This window comes from Amycolatopsis sp. CA-230715 (genome assembly GCF_018736145.1).
Lineage (GTDB): Bacteria > Actinomycetota > Actinomycetes > Mycobacteriales > Pseudonocardiaceae > Amycolatopsis.
Genome location: NZ_CP059997.1, coordinates 5,605,240 through 5,620,744, shown reverse-complemented (window position 1 = coordinate 5,620,744; position 15,505 = coordinate 5,605,240). Strand labels below are relative to the sequence as shown.

Sequence of the window (15,505 nt, the reverse complement as noted above, 5' to 3'; positions counted from 1 at the left end):
GATGTGGTTGGCGGCAAGGTAGGTCCGGCAACGTTGCAGCGACGTTGCAGCGCCGTGAGCGCGATCACTAACCTGGGTAGCTGTGGCAGAGCCGCCCGCCCCGGACATGCTGCGCGACCCGCTGTCGTACGCGCGGCTGCTCCAGCACGTCCACGACGCGGTGCTCAGCGGCGTCCCGGCGCCGCGGAAGCCGCGCTCGGTGATTTCGGCTTCGTGGAGCCGATCGCTGGCCGCCCACGTCGACCCCGACCGCAAGCTCCCGCCCGTCGTCTACGAGTCCGGCGAGCTGGACGACGTACGCGGCACGCACCCGCTCGCCCCGGTGCTGCCGCTGCTGCGCCAGACGCTGGTCAGCATCGCCGACGAGGCCGAGCACATCATGATCGTCACCGACGCCGACGGCACGATCCTCTGGCGCGAGGGCGCGGCCAAGGTCCGGCACCGCGCGGACTCGGTGCGGCTGTCCGAGGGCACCCGCTGGACCGAGGACGTGATCGGCACCAACGCGATGGGCACCGCGCTGGCCACCGGCGAGCCGGTGCAGATCTACTCCGCCGAGCACCTCGTCCGGGCCTACCACACCTGGACCTGCGCGGCGGCGCCGCTGCGCGACCCGGACACCGGCGAGCTGATCGGCGCGATCGACGTCAGCGGACCGCTGCGGACGGTCCACCCGGCGACGCTCGCGCTCGTCACCGCGTCGGCCCAGCTCGCGGAGGGGCAGCTGCGCGCCCAGCTCGCGGTGCGCGACGAACGGTTCCGGCTGGCGAACATGCGCCACCTCGAAGCGCTGCGCGGCGAACCGGGCGCACTGCTCTCGGCGGGAGGCCGTGTGCTGGCCGCCGAATCGTGCGGCGAACTGCCCGCCACCGTCGGCGTCCGCCGTTCCGGCGGCGCGGTCGCCCTTCCGGACGGCAGGCTCGCCACCGTCGAACCGCTCGACGAGGGGTACCTGCTGCGGCTCGACCGGAAACGGCCGTCCCGCGTCGCGCCGAAGCTGGTGCTGCGCTTCCTCAGCGACGGCGACCCGGTGGCCACTTTGGACGGTCGGGACATCCCGATCACCTTGCGGCACGCGGAAATTCTGACTCTGCTCGCGTTGCGACCCGCCGGGTCCACCGCGGACAGGCTCGCCTGCGAGCTGTACGGCGAGACCGGCAACCCGGTGACCGTGCGCGCCGAGATCCACCGGCTCCGCGGCCAGCTCGGCACCGTGGTGCAGACCCGCCCGTACCGGCTCGTCGCCGATCTCGACGCCGACTTCCTGCGGGTGCGCGAGGCGGTGCGCCGCGGCGCCGCCGGAGTCGCGGCCGCCGCGTTCGACGGCCCGCTGCTGCCCCGCTCGGAGTCGCCCGCGATCCGCGACGAACGCGAATCCCTGACCGCGCTCGTGCGGCGCGTGGTACTCGACAGCGGAGACCCCGACGCGCTCTGGTCACTGTGGGACACCACGTCGGGCGCCGACGACGTCGAAATCGTCGACGCGCTGTGCCGCGCGCTTCCCGACGGCGACCCCCGGCTCGCCGTCGCGCACACGCATCTGGCTCAGCTCGAAGCCTGACCCACCCGTCACTCGGAGTGGACACCGTCAACCTTCGTTTGATAGACAGTGTCCACAAGGTGAATTCAGGGTTACGGGGACGGGAATGGCATACCACCGATTCGTCGCGGTCGGCGACAGCTGCGCGGAAGGGCTGGACGACCCGCATCCCGACGGCGGCGTGTACCGCGGCTGGGCGGATCTCGTCGCGGGCAGGCTCGCCGCCGACGCACCCGATCTCGAGTACGCCAACCTCGCCGTTCGCGGCCGCAGGCTCGACCAGATCACCGCCGAGCAAATCCCGTCCGTGGCCGGGCTCGAACCCGATCTCGTCGCGCTGTTCGGCGGCGGCAACGATGTGATGACCCGCGGCTGGGACGCGGCCACCGTCGCCGCGCGCGTGGACAGGGCCGTTCGCGAACTGACCGCGGCCGCGCCCGAGGTCGTCGTGTTCACCATCAGCGACGTCTCGTCGAGGATGCCGATGGGAACCCGCATGCGGCCGCGGCTGATCGCGCTCAACGACGCGATCCGCGCCGCCGCGAGCAGGTACGGCGCCCTGCTCGTCGACCTGTGGTCCGACCCCGCCGCGGCCGATCACCGCTATTTCGGCCCCGACCGGCTCCACCTCGGCGAGCACGGGCACCGCAGGCTCGCCGCGCACCTGCTGGAGCGCATCGGCGTGCCCTACGACGAAACCTGGCTGACCCCGCTGCCCGGTGAACCCGCCAAGCCGAGCCTGCTGTCCACAGTGGACTGGGTGCGGCGCGAGGTGCTGCCGGTGGCGGTCACCAGGATGCGCAACCGGTTGGTCGGCCGCTCCCCCGGTGACGGGTTCCTGCCCAAACGACCACACCCGCTGCCGGTGTCCGCGAACGATCTCATCCCGTGCCCGATCTCCAGCACCGTCTGATCGCCACCGCCACCTCGCTGCTCGTCGAAGAGGGCGTGGAAGCCGTGACGCTGCGGCGGATCGCGAAGGACAGCGGCGTCTCCCACAGCGCGCCGCTGCGCCACTTTTCGGGCCGGGCCCAGCTCCTTTCCGCCGTCGCGGCGGAGGGGTTCGCCGCGCTCGGCAAGGGTTCGCTCCCGGCCGGGACTCCTCGCGAGCGGCTGCTCGCCGCCTGCCGCGCGTACGTCGCGTTCGCGCTCGACCACCCCGCGCTGTTCGAGCTGATGTTCCGGCACGACCTCGTCGACACCACCGAACCGGGGCTCGCCGCGGCCGTCGAAGCGGTGCTGTCCCGGTTCCGCGCGCTGGTCGCCGCGGCGCAGGCCACCGGCTGGCGCGACGATGTCTCCGGGGACGCACTCGCCGCCTCGCTGTGGGCCGCACTGCACGGGGTCGCCGAACTCCGGCTGTGGAACGGCGCGCCCACCGACCTCGACCAGGCACTGACCGTGACGCTCGGCGCCTACCTCGCTTGATCGCGAACCGGTCACGGTCCGTAACAGCATTCCTCTCCGCCGCGAGTTACCAGCACGAACACTGGAACGGCGAGGAGGAATTCACCATGACCGATCCTTTCCCGGTACATCCCGGCACCCGGAAGAAGAACGGCGCCATCGCGGGAATCGCCGCACTGGGGGCCGTGGCCGCGCTCGGTGTCGGACTGGGGATCGGGCTCACCGCCAGGCCGGACGTGAAACCGGCCGCCGCTCCCGCGCCGATCGAAACCACCGTCACCGCAACGGTTTCCAGACCAGCGTCCACAGTGACCGCGCCACCGTCCACAGTCGTCTCGACCGTCACGGCGCCACCCGAGGTTCCGGCGGAACCGGTGCAGACCGGGCCGAAAACGGAATTCTCCGACGGGATGTACGCGGTCGGCACCGATATCGCCGCAGGCTCCTACCGGACCCCAGGTGGCGAAGACCTGTGTTTCTGGTCGCGCGATCGAAATGACTCCGGCGATTTCAACGCGATCATCACCAATGACGCGTTCAAGGGTCCGGGGAGCGTCACCGTCAAGAAGGGCGAGTTCCTCAAGGTCAGCGGCGGATGCACCTGGAAGAAGAAGTAGAGATCAGATCTATCGCCGTCTCGCGCCGCCTTCCGTCTGCCAGGTCCCCACGATCGCCGGTTTACATCCGATCTTTCGGTCGCTAACGTCGCCCCTCGTCGAGCACACCTCACCGAGGAGGCGTCCGTGACCTTCCGCCGCTCCGCCGTTCGCTGCCTGCTGGGCATGGTCGCCGTGGCGACCCTGCTCGGCGGTGTCCCCGCCACCGCGGCACCACCGCCACCGCCAGGCCCCGGCACCAACTTCGCTCCCGACGACCCGTTCACCGCCGCCCGCACCCAGTGGTGGCGCGACGACCGCTTCGGCATGTTCATCCACTTCGGCGCCTATTCGAACCTGCAGGGCAAGTACCAGCGCCCCGACGGCAGCGTCTGCCAGGGTGCCGAGTGGATCCAGCGCAGCTGTGAGATTCCCAAGGCGGAGTACGAAAAGCAGGCCGCCACCTTCAACCCGTCCGGGTTCGACGCGGACGCGATCGCGCGCACCGCGAAGGACGCGGGCCAGAAGTACGTGGTGCTCACCGCGAAGCACCACGAGGGCTACGCGATGTGGCCGACGAAGGTCAATGACTGGAACCTGCGCGACCACTCGTCGTTCGACAAGAACCGCGACATCCTGGCCGAGCTGGCGAAGGCCACGCGCAAGCAGGACGTCGCACTCGGCTTCTACTACTCCATCTGGGACTGGCACGACCCGGACTTCGCGAACCCCGCGACCTTCCCGCGCTACAAGGAGCGCATGTACGCCCAGCTCAAGGAGCTCGTCGACAACTACCACCCGAAGGTGCTGTGGTTCGACGGCGAATGGAGCACGGACAAGCCGAACAACCCGTGGTCCGAACGCGACGGTCAGGAACTCGAGGCCTACGTCCGTAGCCTCGATCCCGGCATCGTGATCAACAACCGGGTCGGCAAGCGCCGTGTGGTCGACGGCGACACCGGTACGCCCGAGCAGGAGATCCCGGACAAGCCGGTGGCCGGGCAGCTGTGGGAATCGTGCATGACGATCAACGGCAGCTGGGGCTTCGCCGAATGGGACCACGACTGGAAATCGGCTTCCGAGCTGACCCGCAACCTCACCTCGATCGCCAGCCGCAGCGGCAACTACCTGCTCAACGTCGGCCCGGACCGGACCGGTCGCATCCCGAAGGAGTCGGTGGACCGGCTGCACCAGGTCGGCTCGTGGCTGCGCACCGCGGGACAGGGCAAGGCCGTGTACGGTGCGGGTGCACCGGGCATCGTCGCCGAGCCCGGCTGGGGTGTGGTGAGCCGCAAGGGAAACCGGCTCTACGCCTCGGTCTACCAGTGGCCTTCCGCGGGGAATTCCCTTGACCTGAAGGCACTTTCACCGTTCCGAGTGACCGGGGCGCGCGTGCTCGGCAGCGGGCAGCGGGTTGGTGTCGCACAGGACGCTGGTGGCGTTCACCTGACACCGAGCGGGAAACCGGCCAACGACATCGCGACCGTGCTGGAACTCGACATCGCGATCCCGCCACTGGCCAAGCCAGGGCACGGGGACGGGCTCACCGCGCGGTTCTGGCCGAACTCCACGTTCACCGGTGAGCCGACCGTCACCAGGGTCGACCGCGGGGTGAACTACAACTGGAAGTTCGACGGCTCGCCCGCCGCGTCGATCCCCGCCGAAAACTTCTCGTCGCGGTGGACGGGTGCCGTGGTGCCGCGCGAATCCGGGCCGATCACGTTCACCACCGTCTCCGACGACACGGTGCGGCTGTGGATCGACGGCAAGCTCGTCATCGACAACAGCACCCCGCACGGCCCCGCCGTCGACACCGGCACCGTGCCGCTCGTCGCGGGCAAGAAGTACGCGATCACCTTGGAGCAGAAGGAAAACGGCGGCGAGGCTTCGATGAAGCTGCTGTGGTCCGGCCCGAACACACCGCAGCAGATCGTGCCCGCGAGCCAGCTCTACGCGCACGGGTAGCCAATGCCGTGATGGCCACCATGACAGGTTCAGTGCCGTCATGGTGGCCATCACGGGCAGGAAAATCAGCCGGCGACGAGCGGGATCTTGACGCTGCTTTCCCCGAGCGTCGCGGTCACCTGCGTGCCCGCCGGGTACTGCAGCGTGTAGTCCTGGTCCGTCACCAGCAGCACGACACCGAGCCGGTGCCCCGCCTTGAGCTGGTACTGCCTCGGTTCCATGTTCCAGGTGAAGGTGTACGGCTTGCCGGGGCGGATCGGCTCGGTCACGCTCGCCGAGTTCCGGTTCCGCACGTCCAGCCAGCCGCGGCTGACCACCTGGTAGTCGCTCTCCGCGGTCTTGTAGACCCGCTTCGGGCGGCAACCCGAGTTCGTGCCGAGCGTGTCACCGAAGCACCACTGGTCCTGCGTCTTCACCAGTTCGGTGACGCGGGTGTCCTTTCCGTAGTCCACCAGCAACGCGCTCAGGTACGGCGACTTCCCGTCCACAGAGGCCCGCACCGTGACCTGCGGCGTGCCCGAAACCCTGGCGTTGAACGGAAGCGGGTCGGACACGTAGAGCAACCGGTTCGGGTCCGCCTTGTCCATTCCGGACACCAGGCTGTCGGCTGTCCGGTTAGGATCGTCCACGAAGGACTGCTTCTTGCCGAATCCGGGCGCCCAGAACGGGGTCAGCACACCGGGCTGCGCCGGCTTGCCGTTCGCGCCGAAGCGGAACGTCACGTCGTGCGCGCCGGGCTCCGGCCAGTTCCGGTAGTCCACCCACTTGCCTGGCGCGGCCTCGAAGTGCACCATCGGCTCCTTCATCACACCGTTGTCGACGTTGTAGAGCCAGTGGTCGAACCACTTGTGCACCTGGTCGAGCCACGCCTGCTCCGCGACGTAGAGCGGGTCGTCGTGCTGGCCCTGGTGCAGCCACAGCTTGCGCGGGGTGTTGTTGTTGCCGAGCGCGGTCCACAGGTCGGTGAAGTTCTTCGGCTTCACGTTCCAGTCGTTGACGCCGGAGACCTGCAGGACGCTGCCTTTGAAGTTCTTCATGTCCTTGGCGAAGTTGCGCTCGTTCCAGAACGCGTTGTAGTCGCCGCTGACCCGGTCCATCGCGGTTACCATCTCCCGGATGGGTTTTTCGCAGACCGCCGCGTTCTTCCTGGTGAGCACCACCTTCGCGTGCAGGTCCGCGTCCTCGCCGACGTAGCCGCCCGGCGACACCACCGCGCCGTTCGCCCGGTAGTAGCTGTACCAGCTGGCGATCCCGGAGATCGACACCACCGTCTTCAGCCCCGGCACCCCGGTGCTCGCCACCGCGACCGGCAGCGTGCCGTCGTAGCTCTTGCCCGCCATCGCGACGTTCCCGGTGGACCAGGAGGCCTTGACCTCCTTGCCGTCGGCGGTGAACGCCTTCGCCTTGCCGGTCAGCCATTCGACGACGGTCTTCATGCCGACCTTTTCGTCGGTGCCGATCGCGCTCGGGCAGCCCTCGGAGTTGCCGGTGCCGAGCGTGTCCGCCGAAATCACCGCGTACCCGCGGGAAACGAAGTAGTTGTCGTAGTAGATCGGGTCGTAGTCGACCGGCGGCTGCGGTCCCGTCGGCGGCGACCACGGCGCGGTGCGTGGGTAGTCGGTCACCTTGGCCGGGTGATAGGGCACGTCGAGCGTGCCGCCGTTGTACGGGCTCGGCTCGACGATCGACGCGACCTTGAGCGAGCCGTCCGTCTCCTTTGGACGCGTCACGTAGACGGCGAGCTTGTCGTGCTTGCCGTCGCGGTCGCTGTCGACCGGGGTCTCGACGTAAACGAGCTCCCGGATCGCTTTGCCGAAGTCGTAGACGGGTTTCGTCTCGCCGTCGCGGACGACGACCTGGTTCGCCGCCGCGCCGAGCGGGTCGGCCCGCACCGCGACCGCGGTGGACACCAAAGAAACCCCGGCGAGCCCGAAGACCGCCAAGGCACGTCTCAATCGCATGATTCGTCCTTTTCTGCCCCTGATGCCCCCTGCACCACTCAGAACTTTGGCGCGGCGACGGCCGGAGCGCAAGCTACTTCGGTCGCCTGCGCAGGGCCTCGAACCCGGAAGCAGCAAGGAACACGACCCCCGCGAGCACCACGGCCACCGCCACGATCAAGCCGATCGCACCGTCGCGGGGCGGCGCGAACCGCGAGAACGCACGCGTGGCGTCGAGTTCGCCCGCTCTGGTGAGCGGCCACGCCCGCGCCACGACCCTGCCCCGCACCGCCGAAACCGGCACCGCACCGGCGCCCGGCCCCGCCACGCGCGTCCGCGAATCCGTTGCCACGGTGCGGTGATCGCCGAGCACGAACAGCCGCCCCGGCGTCACCGCCACCGAAAACGGCATCGACGCCGGCGCGTCACCGTCCAAGTACTCTTCGGCGATGGGCTGCCCGTTCACCGCGATCCGCCCGTCGGTCACGCAGCAGCTCACGGTGTCGCCGCCGAGCCCGACCACCCGCAACGCGACCGGTTCGTCGTGCCCGCCCAGCGCGGCGGGGTCGAGCAGCACCACGTCGCCGCGCCGCAGGTTTCCGGTGTCGGTGTCGGCGACCGCGGTGTCCTGGTGACGGAGGACCGGGGCCATCGCGTCGCCGTTGACCGTCACCGTGCGGTAGCCGAGGACGAGTGGCACGATCCCGCCGCCGCACAACAGGATGCCGACGACGAGCAGTGCGATCGTCACCCGCTGCCGACGGCGGGACAGGCGGTGGCGGTTCACGCGAGGTGTCCCAGCGCGGGCAGTGCACGGCCGAATTCTTTGCGCAACACCCGTTTCGCCGCGTAGTAGCCGCCGAGGCCGTGTACGCCCGGCCCCGGCGGAGTGGCCGCGGAGCACAGGTACACACCACTGAGCGGCACGCGGAACGGGTCCCACCGGGCGACCGGCCGCGCCGCCAGCTGCCGCGGCGTGATCGCGCCAGACGCGATGTCTCCGCCTACGTAGTTCGGGTTGTAGGCGGAGAGCTGCGTGGCAGTGACCGAGCGGCTGGCGAGCACGGTGTCGGAGAATCCCGGTGCGAAGCGCTCGATCTGACGGGTGATCACCTCGGTGGCGTCCACTTCGGACCCGTTCGGCACGTGGCAGTACGCCCACACGGGACGTTTACCCGGCAGCCCGCGCGTGGGATCCGCGACCATGGGTTCGGACAGCAGCACGAACGGATTCCCGGCGTGTTTTCCCCGTACGACGGCGTTTTCGGCCGCGTAGAGCGATTCGCGGTCACCGCCGAGGTGCACCGTGCCCGCTTCGGCGACCCCGGGATCGGTCCACGGGATCGGCTCCGACACGAGGAAGTCCACCTTGGACACCCCGGGACCGTACCGGTAGGACTCCAGCGCGCGCCGGTAGCCGCCGGGGAGGAAGCGGCCCGCCAGGTCGAGCACCCCGCGCGGGCTGACGTCGAGCACGACGGCGCGGGCGCTCGCCAGCTCCCTGATATCGGTCACCCGGTGTCCGGTGTGGACGATCCCGCCGTGCGCGCCGAGGTCGTCGGCCAGCGCGTCCGCGATACGCTGGCTGCCGCCGCGCGGGACCGGCCAGCCCCCGTTCGTGTGCGCGAGATGGCCCAGCAGCAACGAAATCCCGCCACCGGGAAGGCCGGGCAACCGGCCGATCGCGTGCGCCGCCACCCCGGCGAGCATCGCGGGCGCCTGCCTGCCGCGGAACACCCGGCCGCCGAGCGGAGACCCGTGCACGAGCGCGCCGAGCCCGAACCGGGCCATCGCGACCGGATCCGCGGGAAGGCGCCGCTGGTCCGAAATCACCGCGTCGACGATCGCCTCGCTGCTCCTGACCAAGGGCCCCATAATCGCGCGCCACCGCGCGCCGTCGGAACCGAGCCGCTCGCAGGTCCGTTCGAGATCTGCGAACGCCAGCCCGGCTGGTGCGTCGTCGAGCGGATGCGCGTAGGACACGGACGGGCGCACCAGTTCGACACCGCGCGCGCCGAGATCGAACTCGCGGAAGAACCGGGAAGCCGCGGCCATCGGGTGCACCGCCGAGCAGACGTCGTGCAGCACGTCCGGATCGAACAGCCGCGCCGATCGCGTGCCGCCGCCGATCTCGTCCGCGGCCTCGAACAACTCCACCCGCAGCCCCGCCCTCGCGAGCACGACCCCGGCCGCGAGCCCGTTGGGTCCACTCCCGACAATCGCCACGTCCACCGCGACAGGCTACAAGCAGGCCGCGCTCAGTTCAGCAGTTTCGGCGCCCACGCGGTCACCGTGAGCTTCCCGGTCGTGCCGAGATCGGTGTCCACCGGCAGCGTCCTGGCCTCGCCGCCGGGAACCGGGGTCACGGTCGCGAACGAACCGGTCGCCGATTCCCCCGCGGTGACCGTATTCGACCACGACAGCACGGAAAGGAGGTGCTGACCAGGCTCCAGGGTCTGCGGCTGCGCGCCAGGGTCCCTCGCCATGTAGGACGACCCGTGCTCGACGGCGATCTCCATCGGTTTCCTGGCCGCGTCGAGCACCGCGACAGCGGGATAGCCCTCGACACGCAGGCTTTTCGTCCCGCAGTTCACCATGGTCACCACCGAGGCCCGGTGCCCGAGCGCGGCTTCGACCGGTCCCGCGGTGAGCGAGACACCTTCGCGAGTGCAAGGATTTTCGGCCGTCGTGACGGGAGCGGGTGGGGGCGGAGTCGGCGACGGTGCGGGCGGCTGTTCCTTCCCGGCCCCGCAGGCGGAAACCGCGAGTACGGCTGCCACGGCAAGAAGCGGTCTCATTCGTCTCCCACGGTCAAACCGATGATCACTGCGATCGTACGAGCGCACCTATTCATCGGACCCCTACCCTCGTCCCTTGACGAGGGTGCCCGAATGTGCGAACTTCTGCGCACAGGTGATCGGATGACTGAACCTTTCGACGACACGCGAACAAAGGGGTAGCCGATGACGCGCCGTTCCCGGTTCACCGCACTGGCCGTCGCGCTCCTGTGCGTCGTTCTCGGCACCGCTCCCGCCGTCGCGGCACCTCGCGCGGCGCTCACCGGCGTGCCCGCCGCACTGCCGCTCAGCGGAAACCCGGCGGTCGCGGCGTGGCAGCGGCTGCAGTTCGGGATGATGCTCCACTGGGGCCTGTACTCGCAGCTCGGTGGTTACTTCGACGGCAAGCAGCAGACGATCGGCTATCCCGAGCAGATCAAGGCCTGGATGCACATCTCCGACGCGGACTACCTCGACGTCGCGAAGGGGTTCAGCGCGCCGAAGTTCGATCCCGCCGCGATCTGCGGGCTGGCGAAGTCGGCCGGGGCCAAGTACATCGTGATCACCTCGAAGCACCACGACGGCTTCGCCATGTGGGACACCAAGACCACAGGCTACAACGTCAAACGGGCCACCCCGTTCGGCGCGGATCCGCTGCGCGCGCTGTCCACCGCGTGCCACCGGGCCGGGATCGGCTTCGGCGTCTACTTCTCGATCATCGACTGGACGAAGATGACGCCGGAACCGAACGAGAACCTCAACCCGGTGCCGGAATCGATGATGCCGTTCATGCAGGCGCAGCTGAAGGAGCTGATGACCGGCTACGGCAAGATCGACGAGGTCTGGTTCGACATGGGCGCGCCGACGGCGGCGCAGAGCGCGGCACTGGCCGCGACCGTGCACCGGTACCAGCCCGCGGCCATGGTCAATTCGCGGGTGTGGAACAACAAGGGCGATTTCGAGGTCGGCGGGGACAACAAGGTTCCCGACACGCCGTACGCCAGCCCGTGGCAGTCCGCGGAATCGGTGTTCCCCCAGTGCTGGGGCTACTGCGCGTGGCCGAGCGCCGACCGCTCGCCCGGCGCGCTCGCCGCACAGGTGCGCGCGAAAGCCGTGCACCTGCTGAACATGGCCGCGAACGGCGGTCAGTACCTGCTCAACGTCGGCCCGAAGGGGGACGGCTCGATCGACCCGTTCGACGCGAGCGTGCTCCGCGGCGTCGGCGACTGGACGCGGCGCAATCCCGGCGCCGCACTGGGCGCCCGGCCGACGCGGTTCCCGGCCCAGCCGTGGGGGAAGATCACCGCGGACGACTCGAACCTGTACCTCGGGGTCACGAACTGGACCGGCGGCGAAATCCGCGTGCCCACGCTCGCGAGCGAAGTCGTCTCGGTCACCGCCGGGCAGCCGTTGCGCTATCGGCGGGATGGCGCCGATCTCGTCGTCACGCTCCCGGCCACGCCACCCGATCCGGTACTGCCGGTGATCCGCGTGCACACCGCTGGCACGCCGCGCACGGTTCCGGCGGCCACCGTCACCAGCCACAATGGACGGTGGCGGATCGGCGCGGACCGGCTGGCGCCCGGCCGCAGCACGATGGGCGACATCCGCCAGGCCGGTTACTTCGCGTCGACCGGTTTCCTGCCCTCACTGGTTTCCGCGCGCGTCGACGCCGACGGAGTCGACCCGCGGACCACCTACCGGATCACGCTCGGCGATCGGCGTTTCGACGTCAGCGGACGCGATCTCCGCACGGGCTCCTTCCTCGTATTTCCCAAGCAGGTCACCGAATTCAGCATCGAACGGGCGCATCCGGACTACACCGGCCAGCCACTCGGCCTCACCGTGCACGGGGTCGACATCAGCTGAGCAGCCGCCGGATCTCCGCCGCGATCAGGCCCGGTTCGGTCTCCGGCACCATGTGCCCGGACCGGTGGGCGCGAACGTGGCGCCCGCGGGCGGATCGGCTCGCGCGGTACTCGTGCGACGCATCGGCCAGCGCGCGCACGCGGGAGTTCATCCCCGCCGAGGTCTTGCCAGCCGAGATCACCGTGACCGGGATTTCGCCCAGTTCCGGCGTGTTTTCGCGCAGGGAACGAAGATCCTGCTCCACGGACGCCAACTCGGCGGCGCGCGTGCGCATCGCCGCGACCGTGAACGCCTCCGCCCGCATGTCGGCGGCGGCGTCCGCGGGCAACGACGCGAGCAGCCCGCGGAAGGCGAACCCGAGCAACCCCAACCGGGCGAGGAGGGTGCTGCTCACCTGACCGATCTTCTCCGCCCGGCGAATCGAGGGCGTCAAAAGGAGATCGCAGCTCTCGTCGGTCGGGTCGACCAGCACGAGCCCGGCGACGCGGGCGGGATCGGCCGCCGCGGCGATCCGCACGATCGGACCGCCCCAGCTGTGCCCGACCAGCACGAACGGCCCCCGCCCGAGGTGATCGAGCACCTCGCCCAGGTCCTGCGCGAGCCGGGTGAGCCTGCGCGGCCGCCCGTCAGCCGCACTGCGCCCAAGCCCGCTGCGGTCGTACACCACCGACGGCGCCAGCAGCTCGCCCTGCACCGCGGCCCAGTACGACCGGCTCGCCGCGAGACCACCCTCGAACACGACCGTCGGCACGCCGTGCGGCCCGGACCTGCGCTGGTAGAACAACTCCCGCCCGTCACGAAGCCGCGCCCACCCCGGCTCACCCTGACTGTGCCCACCCGTCATGCGAGTTAGGCTACCCTAACCCACTGGCGCAGGTCGTAGGGATAGTCGACCTGCAGTTCGTACGGACCGAGCACCAGCCAGCCGTGGTCGTGCAGCGATTCCACACTGTTCGCGATACGACAGAGGAATTCACTAGTGTTTCCGCTGGTTTCCGGGCTATTTGTTCACGACGACTTTCGTCGCATTAGAGTCCCAGCGGCAGTTCGCGGCTTGGGCGATCGCCGGGGTGTCCGCCGATGGGTTGGTCCGCTGGCGCCGCATCGTGACCGACGTGCTCCGACGGTTGTCAATCAACCGGGCCGACCGGAGGCCGGGTGGGCGATCACGGGATGTTATACCGAAATGGGATTAGTGCTCGGTAATATCCGTCAATACGATCCATCGGAACGCTAGAGCGGCGCCCGTCCGCTCGGAAACCGAGGTTCCGGTGAGTCGCACCCGCGTCCTGCCCCTGGTGACCGCGCTTCTCGTACTTTCGCCCATGGCGGGAACCGCCACCGCGAAAGCCAGCGCCGCCGCGCCGTACTGCTACGAAGAACCGTCGCAGCCCACCGCGGACGTGAGCGACCTCAAGGCGAAATTCACCTCCTCGAACTGGATGCCGACGCTCCAAGCCATGTACCAACGGCGCTGGCCGAGCGGACAGGCACTGGCCATCGCGCAGGCCAAGGACAAGTACTGGGACCAGTTCGTGCAGAAGAACAGCTTCGAGGCGTTCGCCGAGTCGATGATGGTCGCGATCCACGAGGAAACCCACATGTGGGACCTCGACCCGTCACGAACCAGGTGGAACGTGCACACCGCGGCCTGGATCAACGCCGCACGGCAGGACACGACGGTGCCGCTGTACGACGGCTTCCCCCGCAAGGAGATCCTGCCGTTGATCAAGGACCGGCTCAGCGATTCCATGGACGGCATCTACCTGCGCGACCAAACGCAGGGCGACTACCACCTCCAGGGCGTGACCGCGGAACTGAACGCCGGGCTGACCGGCCTGCCCGCGGTGACCGTGGTCCAGGAGTACATCAAGGGCATCGGGGCCAGCAACGCCCGCGACATCGCCGCCACGAACCTGCGCTACCTGCTGCTCTACCTGCGCGTGGCCAAGGACCGGCACCCCGACTACTGGACGAAGATCAAGAACGAGCCGAAGCTGCGCGACCTGGTGCTGACCCAGTTCCTCCGCACGGCCTACTGGCTGGAAAAGTCGGCGCCCTACACGGGCAAACTGGGCAGCCCCGACGCCGACAAGATCACCGCGACCAACTACGCACCGGAAAACCTGGCCATCCTGCAGGAGTTCACCGGCAGGACGGTCCGCACCGACGCCCAGAAGAACTGCACCACCTGATCCGCACTCCTGAAATAGCCTGTAGCTTTCACTCGCGATCGAGGGGAGCTGGCGGAGTGGCGCGTCTTCACGTCGGGTGCGCGATGTGGACCCACAAGGCGTGGGCCGGGCGGTTCCTGCCGCAGTCGCTGCCTGCCAAGGAGCGCCTGCGGGCCTACGCTGGCTGGTGCAACGCGGTCGAAGGCAACACCACCTTCTACGCGACACCCGCCCGGAACACCGTCGCCACCTGGGCGCGGCAAACCGACCCCGACTTCCGGTTCGTCGTCAAACTGCCCAAGATCGCCACGCACGAGCGCCGGTTCGTCGGCGTCGAGGCCGAGATGCGGGCGTTCCTGGATGCGATCGACCCCCTCGGCGACCGGGCTGTCCTGTGGACCCAGCTGCCCGGCTCGTTCAGCCCTGCGGATGTCGATGCCCTCGGCCGCTTCCTCCGCCGCCTCCCCACCGACCGCCGCCGCGCCGTCGAAGTACGTCACCCCGAGTTCTTCACCGACACCCGCTCGACTTCGCTGCTGGAGAAGACGCTCGCCGACGCCGACGCCGAGTGGGTCCCGTTCGACACCACCGTCTTCTTCCAAAGCCCACCGACCAGCGAAGCCGAACAGGAAGCCTGGACCAAGAAACCCCGCCTGCCACGACGAACGCGCGCGCTGACCGACCGCCCGATCGTCCGCTACCTAGGCCGGGACTCGGTCAAGGAAACAGTCGAAGGCTGGCGCCCGTGGACCACCGTGGTCGCCGACTGGCTCCGCGAAGGCCGCTCACCAACAATCTTCTTGCACACCCCCGACAACGTCGACGCTCCAGCACTCGCCCGCCACTTCCACACCGACGTACAAGCACTGGTACCCGATCTCGCCCCGCTGCCCGAACCAACCCCACCCGAACCCGCAACCCTGTTCTGAGCAATCCGACGACGCTGACCCGACAAGAACAAACCGACCGCTGGTCCAAGCCAAACGCGCCCAGCGCCCGCCAACGCGAGAAGCTCGCAACGCGGGGGTGTGGGGGGCTCGGCCCCCCACAAGAAATCGGGACACCGGGAGCGGGCGAAGCCCGCGAACACACGAAGTGTGGAGCTAACGTGTCAGCATACGAACCGTCAACCGGCGCTGGTTCGAACCCGACCGGACCGAGCTGGGTCGGACGGAGCTCGCACCGTGGGGTCTGGGGCTCGGCCCCAGAAACAACACCACCCGATCCCGGCGAAGGT

At 69.1% G+C, this 15,505-nt stretch carries 13 protein-coding genes; 8 read left to right on the top strand and 5 right to left on the bottom strand.

The window, feature by feature from the left end; all coding sequences use genetic code 11:
- The first annotated feature begins 106 nt into the window (after positions 1–106).
- The 5 genes from HUW46_RS26995 (at position 107) to HUW46_RS26975 (ending at position 5,508) form a co-directional block, all read left to right on the top strand.
- Positions 107–1,561 carry a helix-turn-helix domain-containing protein gene (locus HUW46_RS26995; protein ID WP_215550138.1) on the top strand — a complete coding sequence of 485 codons (1,455 nt, stop codon included), beginning with the start codon at positions 107–109 and terminating at the stop codon, positions 1,559–1,561.
- A gap of 85 nt (positions 1,562–1,646) precedes the next feature.
- Positions 1,647–2,453 (top strand): SGNH/GDSL hydrolase family protein, encoded by an 807-nt coding sequence (locus HUW46_RS26990; protein ID WP_215541602.1) that lies wholly within the window; start codon positions 1,647–1,649, stop codon positions 2,451–2,453.
- Positions 2,429–2,968 carry a TetR/AcrR family transcriptional regulator gene (locus HUW46_RS26985; RefSeq protein WP_215541601.1) on the top strand — a complete coding sequence of 180 codons (540 nt, stop codon included), beginning with the start codon at positions 2,429–2,431 and terminating at the stop codon, positions 2,966–2,968. The genes HUW46_RS26990 and HUW46_RS26985 overlap by 25 nt, the downstream gene beginning before the upstream one ends.
- Before the next feature lie 86 nt (positions 2,969–3,054).
- Positions 3,055–3,564 (top strand): hypothetical protein, encoded by a 510-nt coding sequence (locus HUW46_RS26980; RefSeq protein WP_215541600.1) that lies wholly within the window; start codon positions 3,055–3,057, stop codon positions 3,562–3,564.
- Between the two features lie 126 nt (positions 3,565–3,690).
- The gene (locus tag HUW46_RS26975; RefSeq protein ID WP_254124941.1) at positions 3,691–5,508 is read left to right on the top strand and encodes an alpha-L-fucosidase; all 1,818 of its coding nucleotides are present in this window, start codon (positions 3,691–3,693) and stop codon (positions 5,506–5,508) included.
- Between the two features lie 65 nt (positions 5,509–5,573).
- Here HUW46_RS26975 and HUW46_RS26970 read toward each other — a convergent pair whose 3' ends face one another.
- The 4 genes from HUW46_RS26970 to HUW46_RS26955 form a co-directional block, all read right to left on the bottom strand.
- A complete protein-coding gene (locus HUW46_RS26970; protein ID WP_215541599.1) occupies positions 5,574–7,469 on the bottom strand; it encodes a Xaa-Pro dipeptidyl-peptidase in 1,896 nt (631 codons plus the stop codon).
- Between the two features lie 73 nt (positions 7,470–7,542).
- Positions 7,543–8,235, bottom strand: coding sequence for a signal peptidase I (gene lepB, locus HUW46_RS26965; RefSeq protein WP_215541598.1), 693 nt, complete (start codon positions 8,233–8,235; stop codon positions 7,543–7,545).
- On the bottom strand, positions 8,232–9,680 hold the full coding sequence (locus HUW46_RS26960) for a phytoene desaturase family protein (RefSeq protein ID WP_215541597.1): 1,449 nt from the start codon (positions 9,678–9,680) through the stop codon (positions 8,232–8,234). Before HUW46_RS26960 ends, lepB begins: the two co-directional genes overlap by 4 nt.
- 26 nt (positions 9,681–9,706) lie before the next feature.
- Positions 9,707–10,246, bottom strand: coding sequence for a DUF4232 domain-containing protein (locus tag HUW46_RS26955; RefSeq protein ID WP_215541596.1), 540 nt, complete (start codon positions 10,244–10,246; stop codon positions 9,707–9,709).
- 165 nt (positions 10,247–10,411) lie between these two features.
- On the opposite strand from HUW46_RS26955, the gene HUW46_RS26950 reads away from it, so the two are divergent.
- A complete protein-coding gene (locus HUW46_RS26950) occupies positions 10,412–12,094 on the top strand; it encodes an alpha-L-fucosidase (protein WP_215541595.1) in 1,683 nt (560 codons plus the stop codon).
- Here HUW46_RS26950 and HUW46_RS26945 read toward each other — a convergent pair.
- Entirely contained in the window at positions 12,087–12,938 is an 852-nt protein-coding gene (locus tag HUW46_RS26945) for an alpha/beta fold hydrolase (protein ID WP_215541594.1), read from the bottom strand. The genes HUW46_RS26950 and HUW46_RS26945 overlap by 8 nt on opposite strands.
- Positions 12,939–13,419: 481 nt before the next feature.
- Here HUW46_RS26945 and HUW46_RS26940 point away from each other — a divergent pair, with 481 nt between their 5' ends.
- Together HUW46_RS26940 and HUW46_RS26935 are read left to right on the top strand one after the other, a co-directional pair.
- Positions 13,420–14,289 (top strand): hypothetical protein, encoded by an 870-nt coding sequence (locus HUW46_RS26940; RefSeq protein WP_254124939.1) that lies wholly within the window; start codon positions 13,420–13,422, stop codon positions 14,287–14,289.
- Between the two features lie 83 nt (positions 14,290–14,372).
- Positions 14,373–15,197 (top strand): DUF72 domain-containing protein, encoded by an 825-nt coding sequence (locus HUW46_RS26935; protein ID WP_215550135.1) that lies wholly within the window; start codon positions 14,373–14,375, stop codon positions 15,195–15,197.
- Positions 15,198–15,505 lie beyond the last annotated feature (308 nt).